The sequence below is a fragment of the Streptomyces sp. NPDC001700 genome (genome assembly GCF_053596435.1).
The window spans coordinates 422683-438187 of the sequence record NZ_JBSFGE010000003.1; the positions used below are offsets into that span (position 1 = coordinate 422683).

At 69.9% G+C, this 15505-nt stretch carries 14 protein-coding genes and 1 pseudogene; 9 read left to right on the forward strand and 6 right to left on the reverse strand.

The window, feature by feature from the left end; genetic code table 11:
- Positions 1-69: 69 nt before the first annotated feature.
- On the reverse strand, positions 70-1212 hold the full coding sequence (locus ACWC5C_RS07650; RefSeq protein ID WP_450874550.1) for a glycoside hydrolase family 43 protein: 1143 nt from the start codon (positions 1210-1212) through the stop codon (positions 70-72).
- A gap of 190 nt (positions 1213-1402) precedes the next feature.
- On the opposite strand from ACWC5C_RS07650, the gene ACWC5C_RS07655 reads away from it, so the two are divergent.
- The 6 genes and pseudogenes from ACWC5C_RS07655 to ACWC5C_RS07680 form a co-directional block, all read left to right on the forward strand.
- Positions 1403-3103 (forward strand): bifunctional 3'-5' exonuclease/DNA polymerase, encoded by a 1701-nt coding sequence (locus tag ACWC5C_RS07655; protein WP_450874551.1) that lies wholly within the window; start codon positions 1403-1405, stop codon positions 3101-3103.
- 70 nt (positions 3104-3173) lie between these two features.
- Complete coding sequence (locus ACWC5C_RS07660) at positions 3174-4202, forward strand: rod shape-determining protein (protein ID WP_450874552.1); 1029 nt, start codon at positions 3174-3176, stop codon at positions 4200-4202.
- 160 nt (positions 4203-4362) lie between these two features.
- Entirely contained in the window at positions 4363-4959 is a 597-nt protein-coding gene (locus ACWC5C_RS07665) for a sigma-70 family RNA polymerase sigma factor (protein WP_050799946.1), read from the forward strand.
- A complete protein-coding gene (locus tag ACWC5C_RS07670) occupies positions 4956-5777 on the forward strand; it encodes a zf-HC2 domain-containing protein (protein WP_450874553.1) in 822 nt (273 codons plus the stop codon). Before ACWC5C_RS07665 ends, ACWC5C_RS07670 begins: the two co-directional genes overlap by 4 nt.
- Before the next feature lie 152 nt (positions 5778-5929).
- Positions 5930-6484: an RNA polymerase sigma factor gene (locus ACWC5C_RS07675; RefSeq protein ID WP_358614826.1), complete on the forward strand. Its 555-nt coding sequence runs from the start codon at positions 5930-5932 to the stop codon at positions 6482-6484.
- A gap of 65 nt (positions 6485-6549) precedes the next feature.
- Positions 6550-6624, forward strand: a pseudogene (locus ACWC5C_RS07680) (zf-HC2 domain-containing protein); the annotation flags it as partial.
- A gap of 37 nt (positions 6625-6661) precedes the next feature.
- Here the strand turns inward: ACWC5C_RS07680 and ACWC5C_RS07685 are convergent.
- The 5 genes from ACWC5C_RS07685 to ACWC5C_RS07705 all read right to left on the reverse strand — a co-directional run bounded on the left by ACWC5C_RS07685 (position 6662) and on the right by ACWC5C_RS07705 (position 11581).
- Positions 6662-7351 (reverse strand): signal peptidase II, encoded by a 690-nt coding sequence (locus ACWC5C_RS07685; protein WP_450874554.1) that lies wholly within the window; start codon positions 7349-7351, stop codon positions 6662-6664.
- A gap of 225 nt (positions 7352-7576) precedes the next feature.
- A complete protein-coding gene (locus tag ACWC5C_RS07690) occupies positions 7577-8863 on the reverse strand; it encodes a glycoside hydrolase family 5 protein (protein ID WP_385436310.1) in 1287 nt (428 codons plus the stop codon).
- Entirely contained in the window at positions 8860-9207 is a 348-nt protein-coding gene (locus ACWC5C_RS07695) for a DNA-binding response regulator (protein ID WP_450874555.1), read from the reverse strand. The genes ACWC5C_RS07690 and ACWC5C_RS07695 overlap by 4 nt, the downstream gene beginning before the upstream one ends.
- Positions 9208-9444: 237 nt before the next feature.
- Positions 9445-10518 carry a glycoside hydrolase family 6 protein gene (locus ACWC5C_RS07700; RefSeq protein WP_450874556.1) on the reverse strand — a complete coding sequence of 358 codons (1074 nt, stop codon included), beginning with the start codon at positions 10516-10518 and terminating at the stop codon, positions 9445-9447.
- A gap of 7 nt (positions 10519-10525) precedes the next feature.
- Entirely contained in the window at positions 10526-11581 is a 1056-nt protein-coding gene (locus tag ACWC5C_RS07705) for a S8 family serine peptidase (protein WP_450874557.1), read from the reverse strand.
- A gap of 519 nt (positions 11582-12100) precedes the next feature.
- Here ACWC5C_RS07705 and ACWC5C_RS07710 point away from each other — a divergent pair.
- The 3 genes from ACWC5C_RS07710 to ACWC5C_RS07720 are packed head-to-tail and all read left to right on the forward strand — an operon-like array spanning position 12101 to position 15487.
- Positions 12101-12478, forward strand: a complete 378-nt coding sequence (locus ACWC5C_RS07710; protein WP_450874558.1) for a GtrA family protein — start codon at positions 12101-12103, stop codon at positions 12476-12478.
- Complete coding sequence (locus ACWC5C_RS07715) at positions 12475-13770, forward strand: glycosyltransferase (protein ID WP_450874559.1); 1296 nt, start codon at positions 12475-12477, stop codon at positions 13768-13770. The genes ACWC5C_RS07710 and ACWC5C_RS07715 overlap by 4 nt, the downstream gene beginning before the upstream one ends.
- Positions 13760-15487 (forward strand): ArnT family glycosyltransferase, encoded by a 1728-nt coding sequence (locus tag ACWC5C_RS07720; RefSeq protein WP_450874560.1) that lies wholly within the window; start codon positions 13760-13762, stop codon positions 15485-15487. The genes ACWC5C_RS07715 and ACWC5C_RS07720 overlap by 11 nt, the downstream gene beginning before the upstream one ends.
- Positions 15488-15505 lie beyond the last annotated feature (18 nt).

Consider the following 15505-nt stretch of genomic DNA (forward strand, 5'->3'; position numbering starts at 1 on the left):
AGACGATGAGGACGCCCCGCGGGTTGGCCCGCGGGACGTCCTCTGTCGTGCAGGTGGCGGCGGGCGGCGTCAGCGCCGGAGGGCCGCCGGGGTGCCGGAGGGCTCGGCCAGGGCGGTGGACGTGGAGGCGGGGACGCCGAAGTTCGGGGTGCCGTCCGCGTTCCAGTTCACCTTCTGCGCCCGGGTGGTACGGGAGCCGCTGCAGCCGTCCGTGGCCTTGGCGTTGGCGTGGTAGGCCATCCAGACCTCCTTGCCGTCGGGCGAGGGGAAGAAGAAGTTGTGGCCCGGCCCGTACACCCCGGCCGCGTCATTGCGCTGGAAGACCGGGTTGGCGAACTTCTTCCACGCGCCCGCCGCCAGCGGATCGCTCCCGGTCAGCTCCATCAGCCCGAGCTTGTAGTCCGGGGTGTCGCAGTGCGAGGCGGAGAAGGTGAGGAAGGTCCGGCCGCCGTGCTGCAGGATGACCGGCCCCTCGTTGACCGCGCTGCCCGACTTCTCCCAGCCGTAGGAGGGCGTGGCGATCCGTACACCGGCGCCGGTCGGGGTCCACGGGTTGCTCATCCGGACCGCGTAGAGGTTCTGCGAACCGCCCTCCCAGAAGGAGTACAGCATGTAGAGGCGGCCGTCCGGCATCGACAGATAGCTGCTGTCGATCATCCAGCGGTTGTCGCCGTACGGATCGACCTGGCCCTTGTACGTGTACGGGCCCAGCGGATTGGAACCGGCGCTCTCCAGCACATGGACGTGCTGGTGGTCGATGTTCGCCGAGACGCCCGCGCTGTACGTCAGATACCAGCGCAGCCCGTTCGGGCCGTTCAGCCGGTGCAGTTCGGGCGCCCAGAAGTTGCAGCAGCGGGACGCCACGGTCTCGCGGTACACGGTGGTGGGCGCCGCGCTCTTCAGCCCGCCGAGCGTGGGCGACCGGCGCATCTCCCAGTGGGAGGCCCAGGTGGTGCCCAGGTGGTAGTAGTACCCGGCGTAGCGGATGATCGTCGGGTCCGCGCCGTTCTGCGTCACGACCGGATTGGTGAAGCTCCCGGCCCTCACCTCTGGGGAAGCGGCCGGTGCGGCCAGCGCGGCCTTCGTGTCCGGTGCGGCCTTCGCCGCCGGTTCGGCCTTCGCGGCGGAGGCGTTGCCCGTCTGCAGCAGGGCGACGAGCGCGAGCAGCGCGGCCGCCAGCAGCGGCAGCGCTCTGGTGCGGATGCGGGTCATGGAAGGCTCCAGGGTTCGAGAGGCCCGGGCAGCCACGCGCTCCGCCCGGTCGATATTTCGAACACGATCCGTCATTGCGAACGGACCGTAGAGCCGCCCGGTCGAGGGGTCAACCCCTTTCGCAACGGTGGCCGTTGCTGCCCAAGCCGCTGTCGGGCCGTTGTCAGACCCCCCTGCCAGACTCACGGTCATGAGGTGGGCAGCGGCAGAGACGGGCGACGGGGGTGTCCGTCTCTGCCCGCTGGACGCCACGGGGAAGGCCGCCGGGCCGGTCACCGAGGTCCCGGCGGCGCGGGGCGGGATCGCCGAAGCCGTGCGGTCCCACCCGGAGGCCGACCGGTGGGTGTGGCGGTCCACCGCCGAGGTCTACCCCCGGCTGCTGAAGGCCGGGGTCCGGGTCGAGCGGTGCTACGACGTGGAGGCGGCCGAGGCCCTGCTGCTCGGCCACGAGGGGCGCTCGGGCGCCCCGCGCTCGCTCGCCGCGGCCTGGGCCCGGCTGCGCGGACTGCCGGTGCCCGAGGATCCGCCGGTCCGGGCCGCCCAGACCCAGCCGTCGCTGTTCGAGCCCGGCCCGCCGCCGCTGCCGCCCGGCACCGACCCGCTCGACGTGCTGCTCGCGGTGTACCAGGCGCAGCTGGCCCGTACCGAGGAGGCCGGGCACCCGGACCGGATGCGGCTGCTGACCACCGCCGAATCGGCCGGGACCCTGGTCGCCGCCGAGATGCGGCGCGCCGGGGTGCCCTGGCGGGCCGACCGCCACCGGGAGTTGCTGGACGAGCTGCTGGGCGAGCGCTATCCGGGCGGGCTTGAGCCGCGGCGGATGGCCGAGCTGGCCGACGAGGTGTCCCGCGCCTTCGGGGAGGGGGTGCGGGTGCGGCCCGATCTGCCCGCCGACGTCATCCGGGCGTTCGGGCGCGCCGGGATCGCGCTCACCTCCACCCGGGCGTGGGAGCTGAAGGAGATCGACCATCCGGCGGTGGAGCCGCTGCTGCGGTACAAGAAGCTCTACCGGCTTCATACGGCCCACGGCTGGTCCTGGCTCCAGTCCTGGGTGCGCGACGGCCGCTTCCGCCCCGAATACCTGCCCGGCGGCACCGTCTCCGGCCGCTGGACCACCCACGGCGGCGGGGCCCTCCAGATCCCCAAGGTGGTGCGGCGCGCGGTCGTCGCCGACCCGGGCTGGCGGCTGGTCGTCGCCGACGCCGACCAGATGGAGCCCCGGGTGCTCGCCGCGATCTCCCGCGACCCGGGGCTGATGGAGGTCGCGGGCACCGGCCGGGATCTGTACGCGGAGCTGTCCGACCGCGCCTTCGCGGGCCGCCGCGACCAGGCCAAGCTCGCGCTGCTCGGCGCCGTCTACGGGCAGACCTCGGGCGACGGCCTCAAGCACCTCGCCGCGCTCCGCCGCCGCTTCCCGGCGGCCGTGGCCTACGTGGACGACGCGGCCCGCGCGGGCGAGGAGGGGCGGCTGGTGCGCACCTGGCTGGGCCGCACCTGCCCACCGGCCGGTGGCGCCGCCGCCGACCCGGCCGACGAGGCGGGCCTGCCGCGCGATCTGGAGGAGGAGCCGCGTTACGGCAGCACCCCGAGCGCCCGCGCCCGCGGCCGCTTCACCCGGAACTTCGTGGTCCAGGGCAGCGCGGCCGACTGGGCGGTGCTGATGCTCGCGGCGCTGCGCCGCGCCCTGGCCGCCGCCGGGCTCCGCGCCGAGCTGGTCTTCTTCCAGCACGACGAGGTGATCGTGCACTGCCCGGAGCCGGAGGTGGCGGCGGTGCGGCAGGCGATCGCGGAGGCGGGCGAAGCGGCGGGCACCATCGCCTTCGGCCACACCCCGGTCCGCTTCCCCCTCACGGTGGCGGCGGTGGAGTGCTACGCGGACGCCAAGGGCTAGGGGTGGCGGCGCTCGCCCGACCGGCGCACCTCCGGAGGCAGCGACCGCGTCCGGCCGCACACGATGGCATATGAGCATCAGCCTTGAGCGGCTGCGTCGCTGCTCCATCGCCGTGGACCTCGGAGCGTCCAGGACCCGCGTCTACCTCAAGCGCACCGGCCTGATCGTCGACGAGCCCACCGTCGCCGCCGTCAACACCCGCACCGGCGCGGTGATCGCGGTCGGGGCGTTCGCCGAGCGCATGGCGGGCCGTACGCCCGCCCACATCCGGGTCGTGCGCCCGGTGGCGGGCGGCACCGTCGTCGACATCGCCATGGCGCAGCGCATGCTGCGGCTGCTCCTCGGCAGCAAGCTGCGCCGCGCCTGGCGCCGCAAACCGAGGCCGAGCGCCGCCGTCTGCGTACCGCACGACGCCGATCCGCTCGCCCAGCGCGCCGCCCTGGAGACCCTCGCCGGGCTCGGCGCCAAGCGGGTCGAGCTGGTGGACACGCTGATCGCCGCCGCCGTGGGCTGCGGGCTGCCCGTGGAACGGCCCGAGGCGACCATGATCGTGGTGTGCGGCGCGGCCACCACCCAGGTCGCGGTGTTGTCGCTGGGCTCGATCGTGGCCGCCGAGCGGGTCCCGGTCGGCGGCGAGACGGTCGACCACGCCGTCGTCCAGCACCTGCGCAACGCGCACGCGCTGACGCTGCCCAGCCAGGCCGTCCGCCCGCTGCACCTGGTCCTCGGCGACACGGCGCTGGCCTCGCTCGGCACCGAGGTGCACGGCCGCGACGTGGCCACCGGGCTCGCCCGGTCCGTCACGGTCGACGTCGAGGGCGTACGCAACGCCATCCGCACCCCGCTGACCGGCATCCTCGACGCGATCAGCGCCGTGCTGCGCCAATGCCCGCCCGACCTGGTGGCCGACCTCGCCGACCGCGGCATCATGCTGGCGGGCGGCAGCGCGGTGCTGCCCGGTCTGGACACCCTGCTGCGGGATGCGACCGGTGTCCCGGTGAACATCGCGGACAACCCGGGTGTGTGCGCGGTGGAAGGGCTCGGCGCAATGCTGGAGGGCAAGGTCCAGCCGCATGTGCTCAGCTCGGCCATCACCTGAGGCCCCTTCACCCACCTCCCCCTCCGGGCAACTCCAGGAACTGATCGGAACTTTCTTCCCGACGCGTTGAGTGGCCGCCCCCTCCCGTCCGTACGAAGGGAGGAAGAGGCCGACATGGCCACCCCACCCCCCCGGGGCACAGACCGGGAGTCGTCAGTTGATGTTGTCCAACTCAGGTCCTGTCCTGGAGGTTCTGGTGCACGACGACGCCGCCGTGGCCGATGAGCGTCCGTCCAGATCGCAGCGCGGTACACCGGACGAGCAACTCATGCGTGCGCTCTACCAGGAGCACGCCGGACCGTTGCTCGCGTTCGTACTGCGTCTGGTCGCGGGCGATCGCCATCGCGCGGAGGACGTCGTGCAGGAGACCCTGGTCCGCGCCTGGCGGAACGCGGACCAGCTGTCCCGGGCCACCGGTTCCATCCGGCCCTGGCTGGTCACGGTCGCGCGGCGCATCGTCATCGACGGACACCGCAGCAGGCAGGCCAGGCCCCAGGAGGTCGACCCGTCTCCACTGGAACTCATGCCGGCGGAGGACGAGATCGACCGGGCACTACGGCTGATGACACTTTCCGACGCGATGCACGACCTCAGCGACGCCCACCGCGAGGTGCTCGTCGAGACCTACTTCAAGGGTCGTACGGTCAATGAAGCGGCGGAAACGCTCGGCATACCCAGCGGGACGGTTCGGTCCCGGGTCTTCTACGCGCTGCGCTCCATGAAGCTCGCGCTTGAGGAGAGAGGAGTGACGGCATGACAGCGCAGGCGCACCACGCGGGACACGACGCCGTTGGCGCGTATGTGCTCGGCGTGCTCGACGAGGCGGAGGCCACGTACTTCGAGGAGCACCTGGCAGGTTGCGACCAGTGCGGCCGCCAGCTCGACGAACTGACCGGGCTGGAACCCCTGCTCGCGGATCTCGCGGCCGATATCCCCGGCATCCACGGGGCACCCGGCCGGACCGCGATCACGGGCCACACCCCGCACGCGTTCACCGCCACCCCCACCGCTATCGACACCCTGACGGCCAAGCCGGGACCCGCCCTGCTGAACCGCATGGTCGGCGAGGTCGCCGCGGCGCGCAGCAAGCGCAAGCGGCGCGGCCTCTACCTGGTCGCGGCGGCGGCCGCCCTGATCATCGGCGGACCGCTCGGCACGATGGCCGTCACCTCGGGTTCGGACTCCGGCGCCGAGCCGCCGGTCGCGTCCGCGGCCAGCGAGAGCCAGCTCTTCGCGGGCATGACGGACAAGGTCGAGGCCACCGACCCGGACACCAAGGTGACCGCGGCGATCGCCATGGAGGAGAAGATGTGGGGCCTCGACGGGATGCTCAGGCTGGGCAACGTCAAGGGCCCGCTGAGCTGCAGCCTGGTCGCGGTCTCCCACGACGGCAAGAAGCAGACCATGACGACGTGGTCCGTGCCCGAGCGGGGATACGGGATCAAGAACAGCCCTGACGCGGCCGCCAGAGCCCCGCTGTGGGCGCACGGCGGAACGGGCATGAAGCGTTCCGACGTCGACCACTTCGAGGTCGTGACGTCCGAGGGCAAGGTGCTGGTCTCCGTCGACGCGTAACCAGGCGACCGGTACCACCCGGCCCATCGGCTTCCCGTCGCTGTGCCACTCGGATCGCCGACCATCCCGTGCGGCGCTGTGAGCGAGATGTTACACAGGGTGTGATATGTCGCTTTCGCGTCCCCGGGGGGTCCGGATCCGAGGAGGCACACGTGGCTGACCCGGACGCCCATCAGCAACGCATGTTCACCCAGTACGTGCTGCCCGAGATCGAAGTGCTGCTGCGCGTGGCGATGTCTCTGACCGCTCAGCGCGCCGACGCCGAAGATCTCGTGCAGGACACGTTACTACGGGCGTACCGGGCAGTCGGCCGTTTTGACGGGAGACATCCTCGGGCCTGGTTGCTGACGATCATGCGCCACGCGGAGGTGAGCCGCCGCCGCCAGCGACGGCCCCGCCTGCTGGACGACCCGGACACCGAGCTGGAACGGCTCTCCCCGGCCCGCGGCGCCACCCCGGAGGAGCTGGTGGTGGACACCGCGTTCGACGAGGCCGTGGACGCCGCGTTCACCGCACTGCCGCTCCGCGACCAGCAGGTCGTACGGCTGGTGCATGTGGACGGGCTGTCGTACGCGGAAGCGGCGCAGGTGCTGGACGTCCCCAAGGGGACGGTGATGAGCAGGCTGCACCGGGCCCGCAAACGCATCCGGAACCAGCTGCTGGCCGCGGGGCGCACGGGACGGGAACCAGAGCGAGGTGAGGCATGAGCCGATGGACATGGTGGCGCGAGACCGAGCGGCGCCGGACGAGGGAGTGCCCGGTGGGCGCGCCGATGCTCCAGGCGTACCTCGACGGCGAACTGGACGCGTCGGACGCGGGACGGGTGCGGGCCCATGTGGCGGAATGCCACCGCTGCGCCCGTGAGCTGTCCCTCTACCAGCGGGTCACCAGCGCGCTGGCCTCCCGGGAGGTGACCGACGAAGCGGCGCTGGCGCGGCTGAAGGAGTTCGCGGCCTCGATCGCGTCGATCGCGGAGCGGGAGAGCGGCCGGGAGCCGGGGCCGGGCCAGGATCCACTGCCGGGTTCGGGGCCGGGCTCGGGGCCGGGGTCGCGTCCGGTACCGAAGGCCGGAGGCTGACGGACGGCCGCCGCACCGCCGCGCCCAGCAGCACGGCCGCGGTGAGCAGGGTCCCGGAGACGAGGGCGACATCGGCCAGGTTGAACACCGGGCCGCGCCCCGCCACCGTGATCCAGTCGACCACCGCGCCGCGCAGCGGGCCCGGCGGCCGCACCGCCCGGTCGGCGCCGTTGCCGACCGAGCCCCCGGCGATCAGCGCCATGCCGAACGCCAGGCCGCGGCTGTGGGCCCGCATCCCCGCGCAGACGGCGGCCCCGGTGGCGACCGCGCCGGTGAGGGTGATCATGGTGATCAGCACCGGGCGGCCGTGCCCCAGCCCGAAGGCCACCCCGGCGTTGTGCACCAGCAGCGCCTGGAACGGCCCCAGCCGGGCCTGCGGCCCGGAGGTACCGCTCCAGGCGGCCAGCGCGAGCGCCTTGGTCACCTGGTCGGCCGCGATCACCAGGAGCGCGACCAGCGGAAAGAGCAGGCGACCGGGGTGCTGGTGCGGGTTCATGGGCGGCCTCCCTGGATGCCGGGGCCGGTCCGCGGGCGCGGGCGGGGGCCCAGGGAGGAAACCCGGCGAAGGCACGTCCCGCTTCCCTCCATACGGGACTTTCCAGACTTTCCGGGCGGTCGGCGAGGGCGTGCGGACGGGCGCGCACACGACGGAGGGCCCGCAGGCGGCTGCCTGCGGGCCCTCGCTGTCACATCACCATGATCGGCTAGATGCCGGAAGGGGTCACTCCGACGCCTTCCCCTTCGGCTCCAGCATCGGCATCTGGTACTTGGACAGCATCTTCATCTTGTTCTTGTCGAGCGTCTTCCAGTCCTTGTTCAGCACACCGCCGGTGTCGCCCGAGTCCGGGTTCCAGGTCCAGTAGGTGTAGCTGATGCCGTTCTTCTTGAGGTAGTCCATCAGGGCGTTCTGCCAGATGGCTTCCTTGCTGTTACCAGCGGTCTTACGGCCACCGAACTCACCCAGCAGCAGCGGTCCGATGTTCTGCTGCTTGATGTAGGCCCAGTGCTTCTTCCAGATGGCGGGCATGTTCTTCGGGAAGTCCTTCGCCTGGAACCAGTTCTGGTTGAAGACGCCCGGACCGTAGTCATGGGCCGAGTAGACGACCTTGTTGCCCTCGTCCAGCTTCACCGGGTACTTCTTCACACCCTGGAGGTCGCCACCCCACCAGAACTGCTCGTTCTTGTGGCGGTCGGTGCCCTCGACGAAGATCAGCCAGTTCTTGTTGACCTTGTGGATCGCGTTACCGGCCTTGGTGGCCGCCATACGCCAGTCGGTCTTCTTGTTGCCGTCACCCCACGTGGCCTGGCCACGCGGCTCATTGTGAAGGTCGGCGCCGACCACTCGCTCGTTGCCCTTGTAGCGCTTGGCCAGCTTGACCCAGTCGCTCAGCCACTTCTCCTCGGTGAGGCTCTGGGAGTACCACAGCTCACTCTGGCTGTACTGGTCCGGGCGGTGCTGGTCCAGGATCACCATCATGCCGCGGTCGGTGGCACCCTTGACGACCTTGTCCATGATCTGCTGGCCGGTGAGGCCCTTGAGGTCGGGGTTCTTCTTGTAGTCGATCCCGTTGGGCTTGCTCTTGGCGTCGAACATCTCGTTCGCGTAGGGGAGCCGCATGGTGTTGAAGCCCTGCTTGGCCATCTGGTCCAGCATGGAGTCCAGGCCACGGGTCCACAGGCCGTGCGGCGCGAAGGTGCCGGTCTCGAAGCCGAACCAGTTCACACCGGTCATGACGACCTTGCGGCCGTTGGAGTCGACGATGTCGCCCTTCTTGGTCGACAGCGGGAACTTCACATCCGAGCCCGCGGGCTTGCCCGGGGCGGCCGAGGACGAGGAGCCCGCGTCGTCGGAGTTCATGGCGAACGCCGTGACAGTGCCGCCCACGGCAGCGACAGCGACGACGGCCGTAGCGATACCCATACGCAGACGGCGGGAGCGCGGAGCGCGCTTCGTCTCGGTGGTCTCGGGGTTGGTCGGGACGTTGTTCTGGTCCATGGGGGAATTCATTCGGTGATACTCCTGAGGAATTCGCGTACTTCGGTCTTGAGGATGCTGGGGGTGTTCGTCGGAGATTCCAGGCATTCCATTTGGGGGTCGGATACGGCGGTCAGCCGGACAATCCGCGCCTGTGGAAGGAGGTCGCCGATCAGGCGGTCCAGCCCCTGCGCTTTCCAGCTGGGCTCGTCCACATCGATCAGCACCACATCCGGTTGCGCTGCTCGGGCCAGAGAAATTGCCTCCCTGGCCGATCCGGCAATTCCGGACAACTCCAGTTCCGGCTCCTCGATCACGAGATCAGCGAGAGCACTCAACACCTGGGCGTGGTGCTCCACGACGAGAACTCTTTGCATCGATGGAGCTCCTTCGGGCTTTCTTGTCCTGTCACTCATCGACATTAGGAAAGCCCGGGGCTCGAAACACCGTACGCATGAGCGAAATCCAGCTACCTCAATTGCAGGAATTCAGGGCACACCAAACGGCCGAATTCCGGATACCTCAGTTGAGGTAGCGGAATTCGGCCGTTTTATATGGGTTATGTCCGTTTTGCGGGGGTGGTGGGGGCCGCTACAGGGGCCCTGGAGCGGGTCTCAGCCCGTCAGCCGGTACGCGTAGCCGGGTACGAAGACGCCCGCACCGGCCGCGCAGCCGTCCGCCTGCCCCGGCTGTTTGACCCACAGGAAGGCGTCGACCCCGGGGATGCCGGTGGCCGCGGTGGGGGCCCGGCCCAGCCTGCGGCCGGGCGGATCGCAGAACTGGTGCTTGGGCGTAGGGCCCGCCCCGTTGCGGCTGGTGTCGACCACGACTCCCAGCCGGGGGCGGCGCAGCTCGGCCAGGACGGAGAGGCCGTAGCGCACCTCGTCGCGGGTGGCGTTGAAGTTGGAGACGTTGACCGCGATGCCGTCCCCGTACCGGCCGATTCCGGCGTGCCGCAGCCGCGCGGCCATGGTGCGGGCGGGCTGCCAGCCGGAGTTCCCGGCGTCGTAGTAGACCCGGGCGCGCGGGGCCCGCTCCCGGAGCGTCCGGGCCGCGTACGCCAGGGCGGCGAACCGCTCCGCGCGCTGCCGCTTGCGCAGACAGCCCAGGTGGGCGAGGGCGTCCGGTTCGAGGACGACCAGGGCGGGCCGGTCGCCGATGCCCCGGGTGAAGGCGTCGATCCAGCGCCGGTAGGCGACCCCCGCGTCCCCGCTGCCGCCCGCGCTGTACTGCTCGCAGTCGCGCTGCGGGATGGCGTACGCGACCAGGACGGGCAGCCGCCGCCGGGCCGTGGCCGCGTCGACCAGCCCCCGGGCCCGCTCCTCGACCAGCGACTCGTTGGTCTCCGTGAACCACGCGGCCTGCGGCTGGTCGGCGATGCGCTGACGGATGGCCGCCGCCCGCCGGTCGCGCGGATGGGCGCGCGCCCAGGACGCGGCGGGGTTGTGCGGGTCGGTGTAGAAGCGCGTCGTCGCGGGATAGAACGGCTTGGTCACGGAGGGTGGCGTCCTGAAGGCATGGGTGGCCGCGGGCTCCGGCAGCGTGCCCGCCGTGGTGATGGCCATCACGACCTCGGTTATCAGCACCATGACCAGCACATGGGCCATGCCGCGGCTCAGCCGGGCGGTCCTGCGCGACCGCGCCGGCGGGCGGGCCCGGTCGGCGCGGTCACGCGGTCCGGTGAACATCCCCGCCTCAGCCGTTGTGGGAGTTGCCGGGCGGGGGGCGGCGGCGGCTGATGAGCACCACCGCCAGCACCGCGAGCACGACCAGCACACCGGCCACGATCCCTATCGTGACCAGGGCGGAGGTATCCCCGGCCGCCTGGGAGGCGGCGGCCGCCTTGGTGCGGTGCGGGGAGGGGGCCGCGGTGGGCTCGGCGGAGGGCGGTGGCGCGGCCCGGTCCGCGAGCGCCTTGGCGGGGGCGATCACCCCGTAGCCGTAGCGCGGATCGTGGCCCGCCGCCCCCTTCCGGTCGGCCGTGTCGATCAGCTTCCGGACGATCTGGCGGGAGTTCCAGCGGGGGTGCTCGGAGCGCAGCAGCGCCGCTCCGGCGGCGACCCAGGGCGCGGCGTAGCCGGTGCCGTCGCCGGTCCAGTAGTCGTTGTTACCGGCCGTGGTGAGGATCGCGACGCCGGGCGCGGCCAGCGTGATGGTCCCGCCGTGGTGGGACGAGGTCCATACGGCGCCCTTCTTGTCGGTGGCCACGACGGCGACCACGCCGGGGAGGGCGGCCGGGTAGGTGGGCTTGTTGCCGTCCTTGCCGTTGTCCCCGGCGCCCGCCACGACCACGGCGTCCTGGGCGGCGGCGTACTTCACCGCGGACTTCAGGTCGGCGTTCGGGCGCTTGAAGGCCACGGCGACGTGGATGATGTGCGCGCCATGGCTCGCCGCGTGGCGGATGGCCCGGGCGGTGGCCTTGGCCTGGGGTTTTCCGTCGCGGTACACCCCGAGCGGCATGACCCGGGCCCGGGGCGCGAGCCCGTACACCCCGTCGCCGCGGTAATTGCGGCCGGTGCCGGCGATGATTCCGGCGGCGTGGGTGGACTGCTCGTCGTGGTTTCCGTCGTCCCGGGTGACGGGGCTGCCGCCACCCGCGAAATCCTTTCCGGCGGCGACCCGGCCGCGCAGATCCGGATGGGAGGCGTCTACTCCGGTGCCGACGACCGCGACGGTCACTCCGGCACCCTTGCTGATTTTCCACGCACGTTTCGCGTCGAGCGCGGTGAGCGCCCATTCGGAATCGTGCAACCCACCGCTATCGGAATCACTTGCCGCAGCCGGCGTGGCCAGTGCGAGGGTCATCGCTGCGATGACCGCTCCGGCCCGGCCGGCGAATGGATGGCGTGACATCACGTGACCTGACATTACGTCACCTACTCTCGTCGCACGGGACGCAAGGCCGTCGGGCCCCTTTCATCTTGGGCAGCCCCCGGAAGTACTGGCACCCACGGGCGAGGGAGTGGCCGTTCCCCTCTTCGGGGGAAGCGGTCTGGTGCCCAAAACCCGGCGCTCCCCGAAATGGGGGAGGAAAGGGATCCGCCGAAGGTGCACTCACCGCTCCCCCGAGCGCGGGTACTACCTCCTTTGCGGGTGACGCACTCTGGGACTCGACGGCGATAAGAGCCTCCTGTCAAGGGAGTCGCGATGCAGCGTTTCCGAACGTTCAGTGAGCGCGCGGGAGAGCCGGGCGATCCAGCGGACGTCACCACTCACCGGCGGAACGGGACCTCGGTCCGGACCCGCTCGCCGCGGAAACGGATGGCGGGTATGACCGGTCTGGCGCTGCGCTTCGCCGTGGTCGGCGGGGCCGGTGCGGTGGTGAACTCGGCGGCGCTTTTCGCGCTCTACCACTGGGGCGGACTGCCGCTTCTGGTGGCGTCCGCCATCGCGGTGGAACTCGCCGTGGTCCACAACTATCTGCTCAACGACCGGTGGACCTTCGCCGTGCACACCCCGTCGGCCAGACGTTTCGTCAAGTTCAACGTAACCGTACTGGGCGGACTCGCGGTCAACGTCGTCATCGTCTGGTCGCTGGTCCGCGCCGGAATGTATCTCCTGCTGGCGAATTGCCTCGGCATCTCCGCCGCGTTCGCGGTCAACTTCGCCTCCAGTACGGGATGGGTATGGGGGAGGCGGAGCCGATGATTATCCCGATCATCTACCTGGTGCTGGTCCTGGTGTCGATCCTGCTCACCGTGCAGTCGACCCACGTCCTCTATCTCATGCTCTACACCTGGGACCGGGCGGACGCCGAACGGAAGGCGAGGGCGCCGGAAACCTTCATTCCGCCGCGGCTCTCCTTCAGCGTGCTGCTGCCCGCCCGGCATGAGGAAGACGTCATCCAGTCCACCATCGAGCGAGTGGTGCGCGCCGACTATCCGGCCGAATTGCTGGAGGTCTTCGTGATCTGCTCGCAGGACGACGACGGCACCATCAAGAAGGCCGAGGAGAAGATCGACCAGCTGGCCCGGGAAGGGCTGCACAACGTGCGGGTCGTGGTCTTCGACGACGAGCCGGTCAACAAGCCGCACGGGCTCAACACCGCCCTGCCGCAGACCGCCAACCAGGTCGTGACCATCTTCGACGCCGAGGACGACATCCACCCGAAGATCTTCCGGCTCATCAACACCGTGATGGTGAAGGAGCGGGTCCGGGTGGTGCAGGCGGGCGTGCAGCTCATGAACTACCAGTCCAACTGGTATTCCACGCTGAACGTCCTGGAGTACTTCTTCTGGTTCAAGAGCCGGCTGCACTACCACGCCCACCACGGCTCCATCCCGCTCGGCGGCAACACCGTCTTCTTCTCCCGCGAGCTGCTGCTGCGGCTCGGCGGCTGGGACGACCGCAACCTCACCGAGGACGCCGACATGGGCCTGCGGATCTCGGCCATGGGCGAGCGGGTGCGGGTGGTCTACGACGACCGGTACGTGACCAAGGAGGAGACCCCGCCCACCCTCGGCCACTTCATCCGGCAGCGCACCCGCTGGAGCCAGGGCTTCATGCAGACCCTGAAGAAGGGCACCTGGAAGAAGATGCCGACGCGCAAACAGCGCTGGCTGGCCTTCTACGTGCTGGTCTTCCCGCGCGGTCAGGCGCTGCTCGGCCTCTATCTGCCGATCTCGCTCGGCATGATCCTGATCCTCAAGGTGCCGGTGCTGATCGCGCTCTGCTCGTATCTGCCCGTACTGCTGCTGGTCGCGCACTTCCTGGTGCAGGTGGTCGGCCTGTACGAGTTCACCGACGCCCATGGCCTGGAGGCCTCGCCGAAGGAGGTCCTCCGGATGGCGATCGCCTGGTTCCCGTTCCAGATGGTCCTGGCGTACGCGGCGCTGCGGGCCATGCGGCGGCAGCTGGCCGGCCGCCACGACTGGGAGAAGACACAGCACGTGGGCGCCCACCGGGGCCAGACCGAGGAGGCGGAGTCGCGTGTCGCATGACCCCTCGAACCCGGTCGCCGTCGACCAGAACGCCGACCAGAACGCTGGCCAGGCCACCGACCAGGGCACGGCCGCCCCGCAGCGGCCGCCCGGACGGCGCCGCCGCCGGTTCTCCGTGGAGCGCGGCTGGTTCCCGCCGCTGGGGAACGTCGGGAAGATCGCCCTGGCCATCTCCCTGCTGACCGGCGCGCTCACCCACGGCTACCACCTGTTCCGCTACCCCCTCTACCTCACCGACGAGGGCATCTACATGCAGCGGGCCTGGTCGCTGGTACGCGAGACCAGCCTCTCGCCCTACACCTACGACTACGACCACGCCCCGGCGGGCTGGATCACGCTGGCGGGCTGGGTCTTCCCACTGCCGCAGCAGTTCGAGACGTTCGGCAACGCGATCAACACCGGTCGCTTCCTGATGCTGCTCGTGCATGTCGCGAGCGTCTATCTGCTGTTCGAGATCACCCGGCGGCTTTCGGGGTCCACGCTGGCCGCCACCATCGCCGCGTTCTTCTTCAACGTCTCGCCGATCGCGGTCTACTACCAGCGCCAGGTACTGCTGGACAACCTGATGATGTTCTGGCTGCTGCTGAGCCTGTTCGCCCTGCTGCGCCGGGAGACCACCATCAGATCGGTGTTCGGCGGCGGGATAGCGCTCGGGCTCGCGCTGATCACCAAGGAAAACGCGATCTTCTTCGTGCCGAGTTTCATCTATCTGCTCTACCGGCGGATCAAGGGGTCGGCGAGCCACCGGTTCCTGCGGACGCTCTGGCCGTTCGCCGCGGCGGCCCCGATCGGCGCCTATGTGACGTACGCGGTGCTCAAGAACGAGCTGCTGCCGAGCAGTTTCGACTTCGACCTGGACAATCCGCCCGCCGACCACGTCTCGCTGCTCTACACCCTGTGGTGGCAGCTCAACCGCAGCCAGGGCAATCTGCTCAGCCACGACGGGCTGCTGTACACGAGCTGGCTGATGCGCGACTCGTACATGCTGATCGCCGGGTTCGTGGCGATGCTGCTGTGCCTGTGGTGGGGGCTGCGGGACCGGCAGCGGAACCTGGGCTACCTGATCGTCGGGACCCTGGCCTTCGGCTACACCTTCTATCTGCTGCGCGGCAGCGTGGTGCTGGACTTCTACGTCACCCCGCTGATCCCCATGTTCGCGATCAGCATCGGGATGGCCGTGGACCGGCTGCTGAAGGCCTCGTTCAAAAACCGCTTCATGCGCGGAGCCCATTCCCTCGTCCGGGTCGGTGTGCCCTCACTGGTCGCGGTCGTCCTGCTGATGTCGCCGTCCTCCGGATATCTGGTGCACACCAATACCGAGGGCGTCGTGCAAATCGCGGACCAGTACCAGTCGCGGATCAACCTCACCAAAATGCAGCATGATCAGATCGCCTGGGTGCGCAAGCACGTCCCACCCAATTCGCGCATCATCATGGACGACGATCTATGGGGACAGCTGCACGATGTGCGCCCCTTCTATCCGTACGCGCATTCGCACTGGAACGCCGCGTCCGACCCCGATGTGCGCGACAAGCTCTTCAAAAAGAAATGGCAGAACATCGACTACATCATCATGTCGAACAAGATGCGCAAGTCGATGGCCACCAACAACTCCGATGGCCGCGAGAACTGGATTCTCAAGGCTCTGCAGAATTCCGACCGGGTCTGGTCGAGAATCCAGGGCAACATCAAGCTCGAAATCTACCGGGTGCAATAGCCGCGGGAAGAGGAGGTG